Below are 15,124 nucleotides of genomic sequence, written 5' to 3' on the forward strand. Positions count from 1 at the left end.
GTCGTAGCATGACGCGCGTGACCGAAGGCTTCGTGCTCGGCGTCGATCTGGGGACCTCGCACACCGTGGCCATGCTGCGCCGCCCCGACGGGCGCACCAGGCCGCTGCTGTTCGACGGGCGTCCCCTGCTGCCGTCGGCGGTCCACCTCGACATCTCCGGCCGCCTGCACGTCGGCGCCGACGCGATCCGGCTCGGCCACGCCGACCCCGGCCGCCTCGAGCCGCACCCGAAACGCCACATCGACGACGACCTGGTGATGCTCGGCGACGGCGCGACCGTGCCGGTCGCCGACCTGCTCGCCGCCCTGCTCACCGAGGTCGCCCGCGAAGCCGTGGCCACCACCGGTTTCCTGCCGCCGGCCACCGTCACCTATCCCGCCTCGTGGGGCGCGCCCCGCCGAGCCGTGCTGACCGAGGCGCTGGGCAAAGCCGGGTGGCCACCCGAGACGGCCCTGCTGCCCGAGCCGGTCGCGGCCGCGCGCTACTTCGCCGAGGTGCTGCGCCGGCCGCTGCCGGTCGGCCGCTCACTGGCCGTCTTCGACCTCGGCGGCGGCACCCTCGACATCGCCGTGGTGCGCCACGACGGCCCCGGCGCGGCGTTCTCGGTCACCGCGTCCGGCGGCGCCGACGACCTCGGCGGGCTCGACGTCGACGCCGCCCTCGCCGAACACCTGGGCAAGTCGCTGGCCGGGTCCGAGCCCGAGGCGTGGCGCACGCTCACCGAGCCGGTGTCGCTGGCCCAGTGGCGGGCACGGCGCCAATTCTGGGAAGACGTCCGCGGCGCCAAAGAGATGCTGTCCCGCAGCTCGTTCGCCCCGATCGCGGTGCCCGGCGTCGAACACGCGGTGCACCTGACCCGCGAAGAGCTCGAGGCCGCAGCCGATCCCCTCGTACGCCGAGGCGTGTCCGAAGCCGCCGCGGTAATCGAGGCGGCCGGATTGAAGCCCGCCGAACTCGCCGGGCTGTTCCTGGTGGGCGGCTCGTCGCGCATCCCGCTCGTGGCCCGGCTGCTGCACGCCGAGCTGGGCATCGCGCCGACCGTGCTCGAACAGCCCGAACTGCCGGTCGCCGAAGGAGCCACCCTGCCCCCCGCCTCCGACCCCATGCCGGGGTCGCACACCGCCGCCGCGTCCGCCTCGGGGCCGCACACCGCCGCCGCGTCCGCTGATTCGCTGTTCGGCCCGACGACCGGCGTTCCCGTTTCCCCGGCCGCCCCGGCCCCGGCCCCCGCCGATGATCGGCACTACGCCGAGCCGGTCGACCCGTGGGCCGAGGCATCCGGTGCCCTGCCCAGCTCGGCCGGACCGGGCTCCTACGGCCCGCCCAGCGCCGAGCCCTGGCTGGCCTCCGACACCCCCCGCCCGGCCGAGCCGCGCCGCAACCGTCGCCTGTGGCTCGTCGCGAGCGCGGCGATCACCGCCGCCGCAGTGTTCGCCGGGGCCGGCCTGACCTGGGCCTTCTGGCCCAAATATCCGGCCCTCGACTATCAGACGCTGGGCGAACCGGTCCGCGTCACCCCGGCCGTCCCCCTCGGCTCAGCCTGGAAAGACGCCGTCGTCCGCGGCGACCGTGCCTACCTGGGCAGCGCCGACTACGACAGCGGCCGGGTCGGCGTCGTCGCCATCGACACCGGGTCGACCAAACCGGCCTGGACCAACGCCGACATCGGCACCGCCCAGCGCTGGCAGTCGATGGTCGCCCTGCCCGGCGGCGTCGCCCTGTTCAGCGAAACCGACACCGGCACCGACAGCAGCCAGCTGATCGTCCTCGGCGCCGACCGCGGCGACAAACTCTGGCAACGCACCCTCAAGCGCAACGACCTCGTCTACTTCGTCGGCGACTCCGCCGTGGTGGCCGACCGCACCGGCAAACAACTCCTCGGCCTCGACGTCGGCACCGGCGAACAGAAATGGCGGATGCCCGACCCCGAAGGCTCCACACCACCCGCCGTCGTCGCTGTGACCACCCCCACCGACCTGGGCGGCCCGGCCACCCCCACCGGGCGGCCCCTCGCCCCCGACCTGGGCGACGACCCCCGCCTCGTGCAGATCGGCGGCGACCGCGGCGCCCGCGTGATCGACGCGAACACCGGCAAGGTGCTCGCCTCCCGCCCCAACGTGGCCCGCCCCGACGACGAAGTGATCGCCCACAACGGCCGCCTCATCGTGCGCGGCTCCGAAGACATCCACCGCATCGTCACGTACGGCCTCGACAACCTCGACGGCGACGCCATCGCCTACACCGCCCAGTCGGCGACCGCCCGCCTCACCGGCCTCACCCCCTGCGGCGACAACCGGGTCTGCATGATCGAAGGCACCGGCTACGGCGACGAACAAGCCAGAGTGGTCGCGGTCGACGTCGCCGAGAACAAACGACTGTGGCAGGCCGCCGCCCCGTCAGCCGACAAACTGATCCCCGTCGGCGAGGCCGTCCTCGTCACCTACTCCAACACCACCCGGCTGATCGACGCGAACGGCGCCGAACTGTGGTCCCGCAAAGCCGCCGCCGCCCGCCTCGACGCCGGCAACATACTCGAATTCAGCAAACCGTTTGCCGGGTACGCCGACGACCCCGCCCTCGCCGGCCGCCACCTCGGCGACGACCCCGTGCAACTCGGCCCGCTCGCCGGCATCCAGACCGAAAGCTGCTCGTGGAACGCGACCCACCTGGCCTGCGCCGCCGACAAAGACTTCGTCCTCATCAAATACGCCGGATGACAAAGCCGGGCGGCCTCCCCAAAGGGAAACCGCCCGGCTGTACTACTCAGTCGTTCAGATGCGAGCGCCGGTCTCCGCGTGGAAGACGTGCAGCGCGTTCGCCTGCGGCTTGATGAACACGGTCTCACCCATGTTCGGCATCGTGCGGCGCTCGGTGCGCACCACGAACCGCTCCTGCGTGCCGGCCAGGTCGGCGTGACCGTAAACGTTCGCGTCCGAACCGAGGTCCTCGACCAGGTCGACGACGATCGGCAGCGCGCCCTCGGAATCCGACACGATGTTCGCGGCCTCCGGCCGGAAACCGACGGTGACGTTGCCACCGTCGTTCTTCGCGCCCGCGACCTGCTCCCGGCTCAACGGCAGGTGGAACACCCCGAAGTTCGCGCCCGAATCAGTCAGCGGAACAGTCTTGATGTTCATGGCCGGCGAACCCATGAAACCGGCGACGAACACGTTGCCAGGGGTGTCGTAAAGCGCCCGCGGAGTGTCGACCTGCTGCAGAACACCATCGAGCATGACCGCCACCCGGTGCCCCATCGTCATGGCCTCGACCTGGTCGTGGGTCACATAGACGGTCGTGACACCCAGCTTGGCCTGCAGCGTCGCAATCTGCGAACGGGTCTGGACACGCAGCTTCGCGTCAAGGTTCGACAGCGGCTCATCCATGAGGAACACCTGCGGCTCACGCACAATCGCGCGGCCCATCGCGACACGCTGCCGCTGACCACCCGAGAGCGCCTTCGGCTTACGCGACAGGTACTCGTCGAGCTGCAGAAGAGCCGCGGCCTCCTTCACCCGACGGTCGATCTCGGCCTTCGAAGTCTTACGCAGCTTCAGAGCGAACGCCATGTTCTCGTACACCGACATGTGCGGGTACAGCGCGTAGTTCTGGAACACCATCGCGATGTCACGCGACTTCGGCGGGAGATTCGTGACGTCCTTGCCCGAGATCAGGATGCGGCCACGGTCGACATCCTCCAGACCCGCGAGCATGCGCAGGCTGGTGGACTTACCACAACCGGAAGGGCCGACCAGAACAAGGAACTCTCCGTCACCGATCTCGAGATTCAACTCGTTGACCGCCGGGCGCTCAGACCCCGGGTAGATGCGCGACGCCTTGTCATAAGTAACGGTAGCCATGCTGAAACAGACTTCCTTTCCACCGGCAGGAACGTGCCGGACGATCCGAGTGGAGGAACAGCCCCGTAAACGTAAATCTTTTTCCACGACATGCCAAGGAAGCCCAACAACTTCACAGCCGTTATGCTGGCCCCTGCCCGCCCCTGTAGCTCAGCTGGCCAGAGCACCCGTCTTGTAAACGGGAGGTCGTCGGTTCGATCCCGACCGGGGGCTCGTCAGGGAGCCCTTTGTCTGCGGAGTGCGCAGACCTGGCTTCCTCGCATTCCTCCCTGGGGGCCGAGCCCCCAGACCCCCACGTTACGGTGGTTGCGCTGGGGAAGCGGTTGCTGTGGAAGGCCCTTCGGGCCCACGGGCCGCTTCCGGGCCCACGGGCCGCATCCGGGCCCACGGGCCGCATCCGGGCCCACGGGCCGCTTCCGGGCCCACGGGCCGCATCCAGGCCCACGGGCCGCATCCAGGCCCACGGGCCGCATCCAGGCCCACGGGCCGCATCCGGGCTACCGGCCACTCCCGGCCCACCGGCCCTTCCTGCCCGCCAGGGTCTCGGTCCTTCCTGCCCGCCTGGTCTAGGTCCTCGTTGGCGGCACCGGTCGGGTCTCCTTCGGTGCCTCTCGGGGTGGACGCACCGGCGCGGATCTGGGCCTTGGCCCACGTCTCTGGCCCTGGATCGACGCCCGGGTCGGGCGCGCAGGCGCGTGGGTCGTTCTTTTCCGCCTTGGAGATCAGGACAAAACTTCTGCAAATCTGGCAAAGCGGGCTGTGGGTGGTGATGGTGTTTCGCGAGCAGGAACGGTTAAGTGATCCGCTGGCGGATGATGAACGCCGCAACCAGGCACTATGACTGGGCCTGCGACAAGAACCATGATCGTTACAGTGCGCGGCGTGTCTCAGATACCACACGAGTCCCTTGTCTCACGTTACCGACTGGTAGCTCCGCTCGGGGAGGGCGGCATGGGTCGCGTGTGGCGTGCGCGGGACGAGCTGCTCGGGCGCGACGTGGCGGTCAAGGAGATCACTCCGGGCGGGATGAGCCGGACCGAGCTCGGTGACCTGCGGGAGAGGGCGATCCGTGAGGCCCGCGCCATCGCGCAGATCAACCACCCCAACGTCGTACGCATCTTCGATGTCGTCGAGAAGGACGGCGCTCCCTGGATCATCATGGAGCTCGTTCCTTCGCGCTCGCTGTTCGAGGTGCTCATCGACGACGGGCCGATGACCCCGCAGCAGGCGGCCAAGGTCGGGCTCGACGTTCTGGCCGCGCTCACGGCGGCCCACCGCGTCGGCATCCTGCACCGGGACGTGAAACCCGCGAACGTGCTTCTGGCCAGCGACGGCCGGGTCGTGCTGACTGACTTCGGGCTGGCCACGCTGGTCGGGGACGCGACCATGACCCGTACGGGCATTGTGATCGGCTCCCCGGCCTACCTCGCTCCGGAACGGGCCGCCGACGAACCCGCCGACGCGAAGGGTGACCTGTGGTCCCTGGGCGCGGTCCTGTTCACCGCCGTCGAGGGAGAGCCCCCTTACGTACGGTCGTCGCCGATGGCGACCCTCGCCGCGCTGATGGTCGAGCCGCCACCGATCCCGAAGAAAGCGGGACCGCTTCACCCGGTCATCGAGGCACTGCTCCGCAAGAACCCGGCCGAGCGAGCCGATGCCGTCGAGGCCGAACGCCTGTTGCGCGCGGTAGCCGAACCCGCTGCTCCGGCCGCGGCCGCGCCCGCGTTCCGCCCGGCGACGGCCGACTCGATTCCCGGCCCACCCGCTCCGGCCGCTGCGCCTCACGGGCCAACCGCGCCCTACCCCGCTGGGACGAGCCCTTCTTCCCCGGGTGCGAAACCGCCGAGCCCGGCCACACCCCATCCCGCCCCAACCAGCACGTCCCAGCTCAGTACACCTAAGCCCAGTACGCCCCAGCCCGGCACGCCTCAGCCCGGATTGACCGCGCCCGACCCGATTGAAGCCGCGCCGGCGGCAACCCCGACCCGACCGGAGGCCGCCGCCTCTCGCCCGGCACGACGCGGCGCGATCTGGGCGGCAGTCGCGGCCGCGCTCGTGGCCGGCGGCATCGTCGCGATTCAGGCCCTCTCCGGCGAGGACCAACCCGCCGACGCTCTGGTCAGCGCGCCGGTCAGCACCGCGAGCCAGTCCGTGCCGCCGTCGGTCAAACCCCGCGCGGGCAGCGCTTCGCGGGTCGCGGCTCCCCCGGTCAGCGGAAAGCCGGCCCCGCCGTCGGCCACGGTGAAGCCCAGCTCCACCAGCACCGCCGTCCCGGGTGAGCCCGTGAAGGCGACGACGACCCCGCCCGCCGTCAAGACGACCGCTCCCCGCCGCGCGCCCACGACCACGATGGTCAACAACACCGAGTTGTCCTTCGCCGGCGGCAAGTGGTCCCTCTTCGGCAATCGGGGCCTCGGTGATCACGAGAACGACATCTCCTGCACGATGATCGACGGCGCCAGCGCCTCCTACGAGTTCACCGGCACCGGCGTCGACTATCTCAGCGAGCTCAACCCCGACGAGGGCAAGGTCGACGTCTACCTGGACGGCGCCTTCCAGCAGACGGTGAATCTGAAGGCCGGCCCTCCGCGCGAGGTGCAGCAGGTGGTCTTCCGGCGCAGCGGGCTCGCGCGAGGGAAGCACACCATCAAGATCGTCAACAAGGGCACGACCCTGGGCATGATCGACGCGCTGCGCATCTACTCCTGAGCGCGGCCCGTTGATCACGGCATGAAGATCAAGTTGTACGCGGCGGTGGCCGCCCTGGTGTTGCTACCCGCCCCGGCCGCCGCCGCGAAAGCCGCCGCAGCCGGCCCCGCGAGAGCCACCGCAACCCCTGCGAGAGCCGCCGCAGCCGTTCCCGCGAAAGCCGCCACAGCCGCTCTCACGAAAGCCACAGGCAGCACCCGCGCCGAAGCCCTCGCCAAAGGCGCCGAGTGGCCCCAGCCGGGCTTCGGCCCGGGCAACACTCACTACAACAATGCCGAGAAACGGCTGAACGCGAAGACGATCGCCGGCGTCACCCAGCGCTGGACGCTCCCCACCCGCTCGAAGTCCAACTGTGCGACCAGCGCCGCGCCGGTACTCGCCGGCGGGAAGCTGTTCACCTCCGACCCGGGTGGCCTCGGCGCCTACGACCCCACGACCGGCGCCCGCCGCTGGCACGTCGACCTGCCCTCGACCACCGTGGGCCGCCTCGCGATTCACGACCGCAAGCTGATCGTCCTGTCCTCGGCCTGCGCGATCTCGGCGGGCTTTCAGAGCAACCTCACCGCGTACAACCTGGTCTCGGGCTTGGAACTGTGGAGCGCGGGCCTTCGCAAGTTCAGCTACGACCTGCGCCTCGACCGTGGTTTCGCGGTGCTCGACACCAATCAGGACGGGCTCGCCTCGACGGTCGCGTTCCGGCTGCGGGACGGCAAGCTGCACTGGCTGCGCCGGGGCGAACGTGGTGACGGGCTGGTCTCCGCGGGTGGGCGGGTGCTGCTGCGGCAGGCCGACGGGGGCGCGCGGGCGGTCGACATCGCCACGAACAAGACGTTGTGGGCCACGAAGGCGAACTGGTTCGCGGTCGGCGCCGACCCGGACGGCACCCGCTTCTACATTGACGGGCCCGGGCTGAGCGCCGTCGACGCGGCGACCGGACGGCTGCTCTGGACCACGACGCGGCATTCGGCCAAGGTCAGCGCCGACCGGCACCGCCTCTTCACCAACCACGACCGCAGCGTGGTCGCCCTCGACGCGAGGACCGGCCGCAAGCTCTACTCCGTGCACACGCCGCAGGTGGCCGGTCAGGCTGTGCGCGCGGGCGGCCTCGTCTACGCCGCGTCGGGCTATCGCGGCCCGCTGACCGTTGCCGACGCGGCCACGGGCACAACCCGTACGGCGAAGGTCGCGGCCACCAACCAGGACCACCCGCCCGTGATCGCGGGCGGGTGGCTCTATGTCAGCGAGGGCGCCGTTCTACGCGCCTATCACTGACCGTACGTGCGGCGGCGCGACACCTCGGCCAGGGTCACCGCGGCGGCGACGCTCGCGTTGAGCGACTCCACGTCGGTGGCCATCGGGATGCTCACCCGCAGGTCACAGGTCTCGCCGACGAGACGGGACAGGCCCCGGCCCTCGGAGCCGACCACGACGAGCAGCGGACCGACCGCGGCCTCGAGGTTGTAGAGGTCGGTCTCGCCGTCGGCGTCGAGGCCGATCGCGGTGAAGCCGGCCTGCTGGGCGGTCTTGATGGCCCGGGTCAGGTTGACCACCTGGGAGACGGGCACCCGGGCGGCCGCGCCCGCGCTGGTGCGCCAGGCGGTCGCGGTGATGCCGGCCGCACGACGCTCGGTCATGAAGACGCCGTGGCCACCGAACGCGGCCACCGAGCGGATGACCGCGCCGACGTTGCGCGGGTCGGTCACGCCGTCGAGCGCGACCAGCAGCGGGGCGGTCTGCTCGAGGGCGGCGGCGACCAGGTCGTCGAAGTCCTCGTAGGCGAACGGCGGGACCTGCAGGCCGATGCCCTGGTGCAGGACGCCGCCGGTCATCCGGTCGAGCTCGTTGCGGCCGATCTCGAGGATGGGCAGGCCCTTGTCGCCCGCGGTGCGGACGATCTCGGCGACACGCTCGTCGATGTCGATGCCCTGGGCCACGTAGAGGGCCGTGGCCGGCACTCCGGCCCGGAGCGCCTCGACCACCGGGTTGCGGCCGAGCAGCAGCTCGGGACCTTCCCGGGTGGGGTTGGAGCGGCGACCGGGCGCCACCCGCGGACCGCCGCGCACACTGGACCGGCCGCGCTGCGGCGTCTGCCGGCCGTAGGCCCCGCCACCGCCGCGACCCCAGGTGGTGTCCTTGGTGCCGGGCTGGCCGATCTTGGGCGCACGGCCCTCGGCGGCCGCGGCTTTACGCTCTTTCTCCTGCTTGCGGGCGGTCTTCTCGGGCAGCTTCTCGGTGCCGGAGTAGCCCTTGTGCCACGGGCGCTCGTCGGCCGGCAGGGTCTTGCCCCGGCCCTTGAGCCCGGCGCGGTTCTTGCCGCCCGACCCCATCGCGGCGCCCTTTTTGTTGACGACCCGCTTGCTGGCGTTTCGCGAATTTCCTGGCATCAGTGCTCTCCTACCGTCCAGCGCGGCCCGGCCGGAGTGTCCTCCACCTGAACTCCCGCATTCTTGAGCTGGTCGCGGACCGAGTCGGCCGCCGCCCAGTCCTTACGTGTCCGCGCCTGCGACCGCTGCTCGAGCGCGAGCTTGACCAGCGAGTCGACGACCGGCTTGAGGTCGCTCTGCCTCGCCCCGCCGGTCCAGACCTCGTCGAGCGGGTCGAGGCCGAGCACGCCTAGCATCGCCCGCACGGCGGTCAGCGCTCCGCGGATGCCGGCCTCGTCGGAGGCGGCCAGCGCGGTGTTGCCCTCACGGACGAAGTCGTGCACGACGGCCAGCGCGGCCGACGTGTTGACGTCGTCGTTCATCGCCGCGGCGAAAGCCGGCGGCACGTCCTTGGGGCGGCCCGGCCCCACGATCTCGACGGCCCGCTGCACGAAGCTCTCGATGCGGCGGTAGGCCACGGCGGCCTCGCCCAGCGCCTCGTCGGAATAGTCGATGCGCGAGCGGTAGTGGGGCGTGCCGAGGTAGTAGCGCAGCTCAGCCGGGCGAATGCCCTGCTCGCGCACCGAATCGATGTCGATCACGTTGCCCAGCGACTTGCTCATCTTGGACTCGCCGAGGTTGAGCAGCGCGTGGTGCACCCAGTGGCGGGCGAATTTCAGGCCGGCCGAACGGGACTGGGCGATCTCGTTCTCGTGGTGCGGGAAGGTCAGGTCGAGCCCGCCGCCGTGAATGTCGAACTCGTCGCCGAGGTAGCGCCGGGCCATGGCCGAGCACTCGATGTGCCAGCCCGGACGGCCGCGGCCCCACGGCGACGGCCACGACGCCTCGACCGGCTCGTCGTCCTTCAGGCCCTTCCAGAGGGCGAAGTCGCGGTAGTCGCGCTTGTCGGGCTCGCCGCCGTCGCTCGGCGGGCGCATGTCGTCGGGGTTCTGACCCGAGAGAGCGCCGTATTCCGGATAGGACTGCACGTCGAAGTAGACGTCGCCCGAGCCACCGGCGGCCGGGTAGGCGTTGTCGCGGCGGATCAGCTCGGCGATCAGCTCGTGCATCTCGGGGATGTGGCCGGTCGCGAGGGGCTCGTAGGTCGGCGGGATGACGTTGAGAGCGCGGTAGTCGGCGTCGAGCACGCGGCGGTTCTCGTAGGCGAGCGCCCAGAACGGCCGGCCGGTGGTCACCGACTTCTCAATGATCTTGTCATCGACGTCGGTCACGTTGCGGATGAACGTGACGTCGTAGTTGGTGTGCAGCAGCCAGCGGCGCAGCACGTCGTAGTTCACCGCCGAGCGCAGGTGACCGATATGCGGCGTGGACTGCACGGTGAGCCCACACAGGTAGATACCGACCTTGCCGGGCGTCATCGGGACGAAGTCCCGGACCGATCGGGTCGCGGTGTCGTACAAGCGCAAGCTCACCTGACAAGGGTACCGGCCCGGCAAACCCGATAACCGCCCCGCCCGAGCGACCCGGCAAGGCGGTTATCCACAGGTTGTCCACAAGCCCCTAGGGGCGGGTCATGCGCAGGACGTCCAGGGCTTCGTCCAGCTGCTGTTCGGTCAGGGTGCCGTTGGCCAGGTGGCCTCGCTCGATGACGACCTCGCGGATCGTGCGGTTCGAGGCGAGGGCGGCCTTGGCGATCGCGGCGGCCTCGTCGTAGCCGAGGTACCGGTTCAGCGGCGTCACGATCGAGGGCGAGCCTTCCGCGTACGCCAGGGCGACCTCGACGTTCGGCTCGAGCCCGGCGATGCAGCGGTCGGCGAGCAGCCGCGCCGCGTTGGCCAGCAGCCGGATCGACTCGAGCAGGTTGCGGGCCATCACCGGCAGCATCACATTGAGCTCGAAGTCGCCCTGCGAGCCGGCGAACGAGACCGTGGTGTCGTTGCCGATCACCTGGGCGCAGACCTGCCGCACCGCCTCGGGCACGACCGGGTTCACCTTGCCGGGCATGATCGACGAGCCGGGCTGCAGGTCGGGCAGGCGCAGCTCGCGCAGGCCGGCGCGCGGGCCGGAGCCCATCCAGCGGATGTCGTTCACGATCTTGTATAGGCCGACGGCGATCACCTTGAGCTGGCCGGACGCCTCGACCAGCGCGTCGCGGGCGCCCTGGGCCTCGAAGTGGTCGCGGGCCTCGGTGATCGGCAGGCCGGTGCTCTCGCGCAGCCGCTCGATGACCGCGGGCGCGAAGCCGGGCGGGGTGTTCACGCCGGTGCCGACCGCGGTGCCACCCAGCGGCAGCTCGCCCAGGCGCGGCAGGGTGGCGTCGAGCCGTTCGATGCCGTTGGCGACCTGCCGGGCGTACCCGGAGAACTCTTGGCCGAGCGTGACGGGTGTGGCGTCCATCAGGTGCGTACGGCCGCTCTTGACCACCGACGCCCATTCGGACGACTTCGCCTGCAGGGCCGCGCCGAGATGCTGCAGGGCCGGGATCAGCGAGGCGGTGATCGCCTCGGTGGCGGCCAGGTGGATCGACGAGGGGAAGACGTCGTTGCTCGACTGCGACGCGTTGACGTGGTCGTTCGGGTGGACCGGCCGGCCCAGCTCGCGGGCCGCGAGGGTCGCGATCACCTCGTTGGCGTTCATGTTGGACGACGTACCCGAACCGGTCTGGAAGACGTCGATCGGGAACTGGTCGTCGTAGCCGCCGTCGGCCACGTGCGCGGCGGCCTTCGCGATGGCCTGGGCCAGGTCGTCGTCGAGCACGCCGAGCTGGGCGTTCACCAGCGCGGCGGCCCCCTTGATCTGGGCCAGCGCCTTGATGTGGATGGGCTCGAGGCCGCGTCCCGAGATGGGGAAGTTCTCGACCGCGCGCTGGGTCTGGGCCCGCCACAGGGCGTCGGCCGGCACCCGGACCTCACCCATCGTGTCTTTCTCGACGCGGTATCCGCTCTGGTCTGTAGTCACCGCACCATCGTCTCTCCGACCGCGCCCGCGCGCAGATGATCCACGCCACCCAGCGCGGCCAGAGCGTTCTCGGCGTCGCGCAGTTCGGGTGCGTCGACGGCGGCCAGACCGGTGCGGGCCAGTTCGAGCAGCCGCCGGGCCTCTTCCGGATCGTCGGTGATCAGGCATGCGCCGAGCGAGCCTTGGGACAGGGCGATCGCGTACGGGAGCTGCGTCTTCTCGGCCAGCCGGAGTGACCGCTCGAACATCGCGCGGGCGGCCGTCTCGTCGCCGACCAGCGCCAAGGTTTTCGCGAAGCCGTGGGTGAGTTTCCGCTCCTGGTCGAGGTTCGCCAGGTCCTGGGCGATCTCGATGGCTCGCAGGTGTGCGGCGATCGCCTCGCGGAACTGGCCGTCGGCCGCCAGGAGCTGCGCGAGCTCGTGCAGCGCGTAGCCCTGGCCGTAGCGATAGTCGACCCGCAGGATGGGCCGCAGCGCCGTGCGTGCCTGCCGGATCGCCGTTTCCAGGCTGACCAGGCCGAGGTGGTACTTGATCACCGCGATGTTCAACAGGGTGTCGCCCAGCCGGGTGGGGTCGCGGATGTCGAGTTGGGCCATGAGACGCAGCCGATGGCACCGCAACGCTTCCCGGTACCGGCCGAGGCGGTGGTAGCTGTGGGCCATCACGTTCATTTCGTCGCGGCCGTACTGCGCCCCGCCGAACCGGCGCACCTCCTGCGCGACCGCGATGGACCGCTTCCATCGTCCCGTCTCGTAGAGCAGGCCCGCCAGGTTCGACATGGCCCGCGCGAGGGAGTCACGATCGGGCAGCTCGCGGCGCAGCGCGATGCACCGCTCCAGGATGCGGATCGCCTCGTCGAATCGGCCGTGGCGGTAGTGGACCGACGCCAGATAATTGAGCACGGTCGCGGTGGCCGCGCGGTCACCGGTGCGTTCGAGCACCGCCAATGCGCGCTGGTTCAGCAGGTAGATGTCGTCGAGATAGCCGCGCATGAAGAGCTGGCGCCACGCGGCCCGGGGCAGCTGCCAGGCGTACGCCCTCAGCTCGGGCACGGCCGCCGCGGCGTCCACATAGGCCACCAGGTAGGGCCGTTCCCGCTCCAGCCGGGCGACCGGATCGGCCACCGCGGCGACCAGGTCGGGCCTCAACGGGTCGCGTACGCCGATGTCCCGGAGGGCTGCCTTCCGGTAGACCGGGAGATTACTGTCGGCCGCCGCGTGGAGTTGGAGGTCGAGAATCGCGTGCAGCGCCTCGACCCGTTCGCCGGGCGGAATGTCGGCGGCCAGCGTGGCGGCGTACTCCCGCAGCAGGTCGTGCATCCGGTAGACGCCCGCTTCCGGCTCGTCGATCAGGTGTACGTCGACGAGGTCGTCGAGCGCGTCCCGGGCGTCCTCCAGGGGCCGGCCGCTGAGCGCTGCCGCACTGAGCGCGTCGAACTCGTTCGCCGGGCACAGGCCGAGCAGGCGGAACATCGTACGGACGCTCTCGGGCAGTTGGCGGTAGGAGACCGCGAAGGCGTTCGCCACCGAGCGTTCCTCGGCCGCCAGTTCGGGCAGCGCCGAGTCGCCGAGCCGCCGCTGGCAGGTCGGACACCTGCCAGCGGGGCCGGTGGGCCAGCCGCGCCCCGGCCAGCCGGATCGCCAGCGGCAGCCCGCCGCACCGGCGCACCACCTGGACCGCGGCCTCCGGCTCGGCCCAGATGCGGGGACCGGCGATGCGGGCCAGCAGCGTGACGGCCTCGTCGGCGTTGAGCACGGACAACGATTCGGGATGGACGCCGTCGAGGCCGGCCAGCCGGCGCCGGCTGGTCACCAGGGCAAGGCTTCCGGGCGCGGTCGGCAGCAGGTCGGCCACCTGCGCGCTGGAGGCCGCGTTGTCGAAGAGCACCAGCGTGCGACGTTTGGCCAGCTCGGTGCGCCACAGGCTGATCCGGTCGATCAGGTTCGCGGGCAGCTCGAAGTCGACGCCGAGCTGCCGCAACAGGATGAGCAGGGCGGCGGACGGCTCCAGCGGCTGCTCGGCGCTGTGGCCCTGCAGGTCGACGAAGAGATGAGCGTCGGGGTAACGGTCACCGAGCAGGGCGGCCACGTGCAGGGCCAGCGTGGTCTTGCCGCTGCCGGCCATGCCGTCGACGACGGCGACCACCGGGCCGCCCGTGCCGGCCTCGTCGATCGCGGTGACCATACGGCGTACCAGTTCGACCCGGCCGGTGAAGTCACCGACCGTCCGGGGCATGCACCGAATCGGGGCGGGCGGCGGCACGGGCTCCGACGGCCTCGTCCCGACCGTGCCGGCCAGGATTCCGGTGTGCAGTTCTTGCAGCTCGTGACCCGGGTCGAGGCCGAGTTCCTCGCGCAGCGCGGAACGCACCCGCCGATATTCGGCGAGGGCCTCGGCCTGCCGGCCGCAACGGTGCAGCGCCCGCATGAACTGGCCGCTCAGCCTCTCCTGCAGCGGGAACCGGTCGACCGCGGCGGACAGATCGCCGATCAGGTCGTTCGCCCGGCCGGCGGCCAGTTCGAGTTCGGCCCAGGCCTCGAGGGCGGCGACGTGCTGCTGGTCGAGGGTGGCGGCGGCGAGGCGTACGCCATGAGCGTCGATACCCGCCGCGGCGTCTCCGCGCCACAGGTCGAGCGCACGCCGGTAGAGGGCCGGGTCGTGTCGCTCCCGGGCCTCGGCGATCAGGCGGGCGAACTCGGCCGAATCCAGTTCGCCCGGGCCCGGCGTGAGGCTGTAACCCGCGGGATCACTGTGGATCACGTCGGGGGGCAGGGAGCGGCGCAGACGGGACACACAGGACTGAAGCTGGCCGCGCGCGGTGGCCGGCGGGTCAGCGCCCCAGACCGCGTCCGCGAGCGCACCGACACCCAGCACGCGACCGGCGTGCAGAAGAAGCATGGCCAGCACGATGCGATCACGGCCTGCCGTGATGGCGACGCTCTGTCCGTCGACGGTGACGGTCAGTGGCCCGAGGATGCGATAGCGCATGCGCCCCACCTCTCAGACACATTGAGCCTACTCGACGTGACGAGAGCGGAATGACAGTGGAACGACAGCGCGATGCGCCAGACTTTTCCCCAGCGCCGCCGCATCGTGGATGCTCCGACATCGCCCCAGCTCGGTGCGGCGGCGCACGGTTTACGGGGGACGTGCAGCCCGTTCGCGCGGCACGCGCGAACGGGCTGTTCGTATCTTGCTGATCACTGTGGGTTGGACGATGACGCCGCCGGAACGTAACGTCGGCGAGGCGTGCCCCGTCCCCTACCGAACAGGATC

At 70.9% G+C, this 15,124-nt stretch carries 10 protein-coding genes and 1 tRNA gene; 5 read left to right on the forward strand and 6 right to left on the reverse strand.

The annotated features are described in order from the left end of the window. Positions 1-17: 17 nt before the first annotated feature. Positions 18-2,717 (forward strand): Hsp70 family protein, encoded by a 2,700-nt coding sequence (locus EER30_RS04785; RefSeq protein WP_164842223.1) that lies wholly within the window; start codon positions 18-20, stop codon positions 2,715-2,717. 54 nt (positions 2,718-2,771) lie between these two features. On the opposite strand, the gene EER30_RS04790 is transcribed toward EER30_RS04785, so the two are convergent. After that, positions 2,772-3,857: an ABC transporter ATP-binding protein gene (locus EER30_RS04790; protein ID WP_127499362.1), complete on the reverse strand. Its 1,086-nt coding sequence runs from the start codon at positions 3,855-3,857 to the stop codon at positions 2,772-2,774. Positions 3,858-3,996: 139 nt separating this feature from the next. On the opposite strand from EER30_RS04790, the gene EER30_RS04795 reads away from it, so the two are divergent. From EER30_RS04795 to EER30_RS04815, 4 genes are all read left to right on the forward strand, one after another. Further along, positions 3,997-4,070, forward strand: a tRNA-Thr gene (locus EER30_RS04795). Positions 4,071-4,473: 403 nt separating this feature from the next. Continuing rightward, positions 4,474-4,698 carry a hypothetical protein gene (locus tag EER30_RS04805; protein WP_127498587.1) on the forward strand — a complete coding sequence of 75 codons (225 nt, stop codon included), beginning with the start codon at positions 4,474-4,476 and terminating at the stop codon, positions 4,696-4,698. 20 nt (positions 4,699-4,718) lie between these two features. Beyond that, entirely contained in the window at positions 4,719-6,566 is a 1,848-nt protein-coding gene (locus EER30_RS04810; RefSeq protein ID WP_255436406.1) for a serine/threonine-protein kinase, read from the forward strand. A gap of 21 nt (positions 6,567-6,587) precedes the next feature. Then, positions 6,588-7,838, forward strand: coding sequence for an outer membrane protein assembly factor BamB family protein (locus EER30_RS04815; protein ID WP_127498590.1), 1,251 nt, complete (start codon positions 6,588-6,590; stop codon positions 7,836-7,838). On the opposite strand, the gene rlmB is transcribed toward EER30_RS04815, so the two are convergent. From rlmB to EER30_RS04840, 5 genes are all read right to left on the reverse strand, one after another. After that, entirely contained in the window at positions 7,832-8,950 is a 1,119-nt protein-coding gene (gene rlmB, locus EER30_RS04820; protein ID WP_127498592.1) for a 23S rRNA (guanosine(2251)-2'-O)-methyltransferase RlmB, read from the reverse strand. The two genes, EER30_RS04815 and rlmB, sit on opposite strands and share 7 nt — an antisense overlap. Beyond that, positions 8,950-10,362, reverse strand: coding sequence for a cysteine--tRNA ligase (cysS, locus tag EER30_RS04825; protein ID WP_127498594.1), 1,413 nt, complete (start codon positions 10,360-10,362; stop codon positions 8,950-8,952). The genes rlmB and cysS overlap by 1 nt, the downstream gene beginning before the upstream one ends. A gap of 88 nt (positions 10,363-10,450) precedes the next feature. Next, on the reverse strand, positions 10,451-11,848 hold the full coding sequence (locus EER30_RS04830) for a class II fumarate hydratase (RefSeq protein ID WP_127498596.1): 1,398 nt from the start codon (positions 11,846-11,848) through the stop codon (positions 10,451-10,453). After that, a complete protein-coding gene (locus EER30_RS04835) occupies positions 11,845-13,167 on the reverse strand; it encodes a tetratricopeptide repeat protein (RefSeq protein WP_164842225.1) in 1,323 nt (440 codons plus the stop codon). Before EER30_RS04835 ends, EER30_RS04830 begins: the two co-directional genes overlap by 4 nt. Further along, a complete protein-coding gene (locus EER30_RS04840) occupies positions 13,049-14,836 on the reverse strand; it encodes an AfsR/SARP family transcriptional regulator (RefSeq protein ID WP_127498600.1) in 1,788 nt (595 codons plus the stop codon). The genes EER30_RS04835 and EER30_RS04840 overlap by 119 nt, the downstream gene beginning before the upstream one ends. Positions 14,837-15,124 lie beyond the last annotated feature (288 nt).

Origin of the sequence: Actinoplanes solisilvae, from assembly GCF_003999975.1 — a bacterium.
Taxonomy (GTDB): domain Bacteria; phylum Actinomycetota; class Actinomycetes; order Mycobacteriales; family Micromonosporaceae; genus Actinoplanes; species Actinoplanes solisilvae.

Coding starts and splice junctions, on each gene's coding strand:
- EER30_RS04790 (WP_127499362.1), bottom strand. CDS start 3,857: ATGGCTACCGTTACTTATGACAAGGCGTCGCGCATCTACCCGGGGTCT.
- EER30_RS04835 (WP_164842225.1), bottom strand. CDS start 13,167: ATGCACGACCTGCTGCGGGAGTACGCCGCCACGCTGGCCGCCGACATT.
- EER30_RS04840 (WP_127498600.1), bottom strand. CDS start 14,836: ATGCGCTATCGCATCCTCGGGCCACTGACCGTCACCGTCGACGGACAG.
- rlmB (WP_127498592.1), bottom strand. CDS start 8,950: ATGCCAGGAAATTCGCGAAACGCCAGCAAGCGGGTCGTCAACAAAAAG.
- EER30_RS04815 (WP_127498590.1), top strand. CDS start 6,588: ATGAAGATCAAGTTGTACGCGGCGGTGGCCGCCCTGGTGTTGCTACCC.
- EER30_RS04810 (WP_255436406.1), top strand. CDS start 4,719: ATGATCGTTACAGTGCGCGGCGTGTCTCAGATACCACACGAGTCCCTT.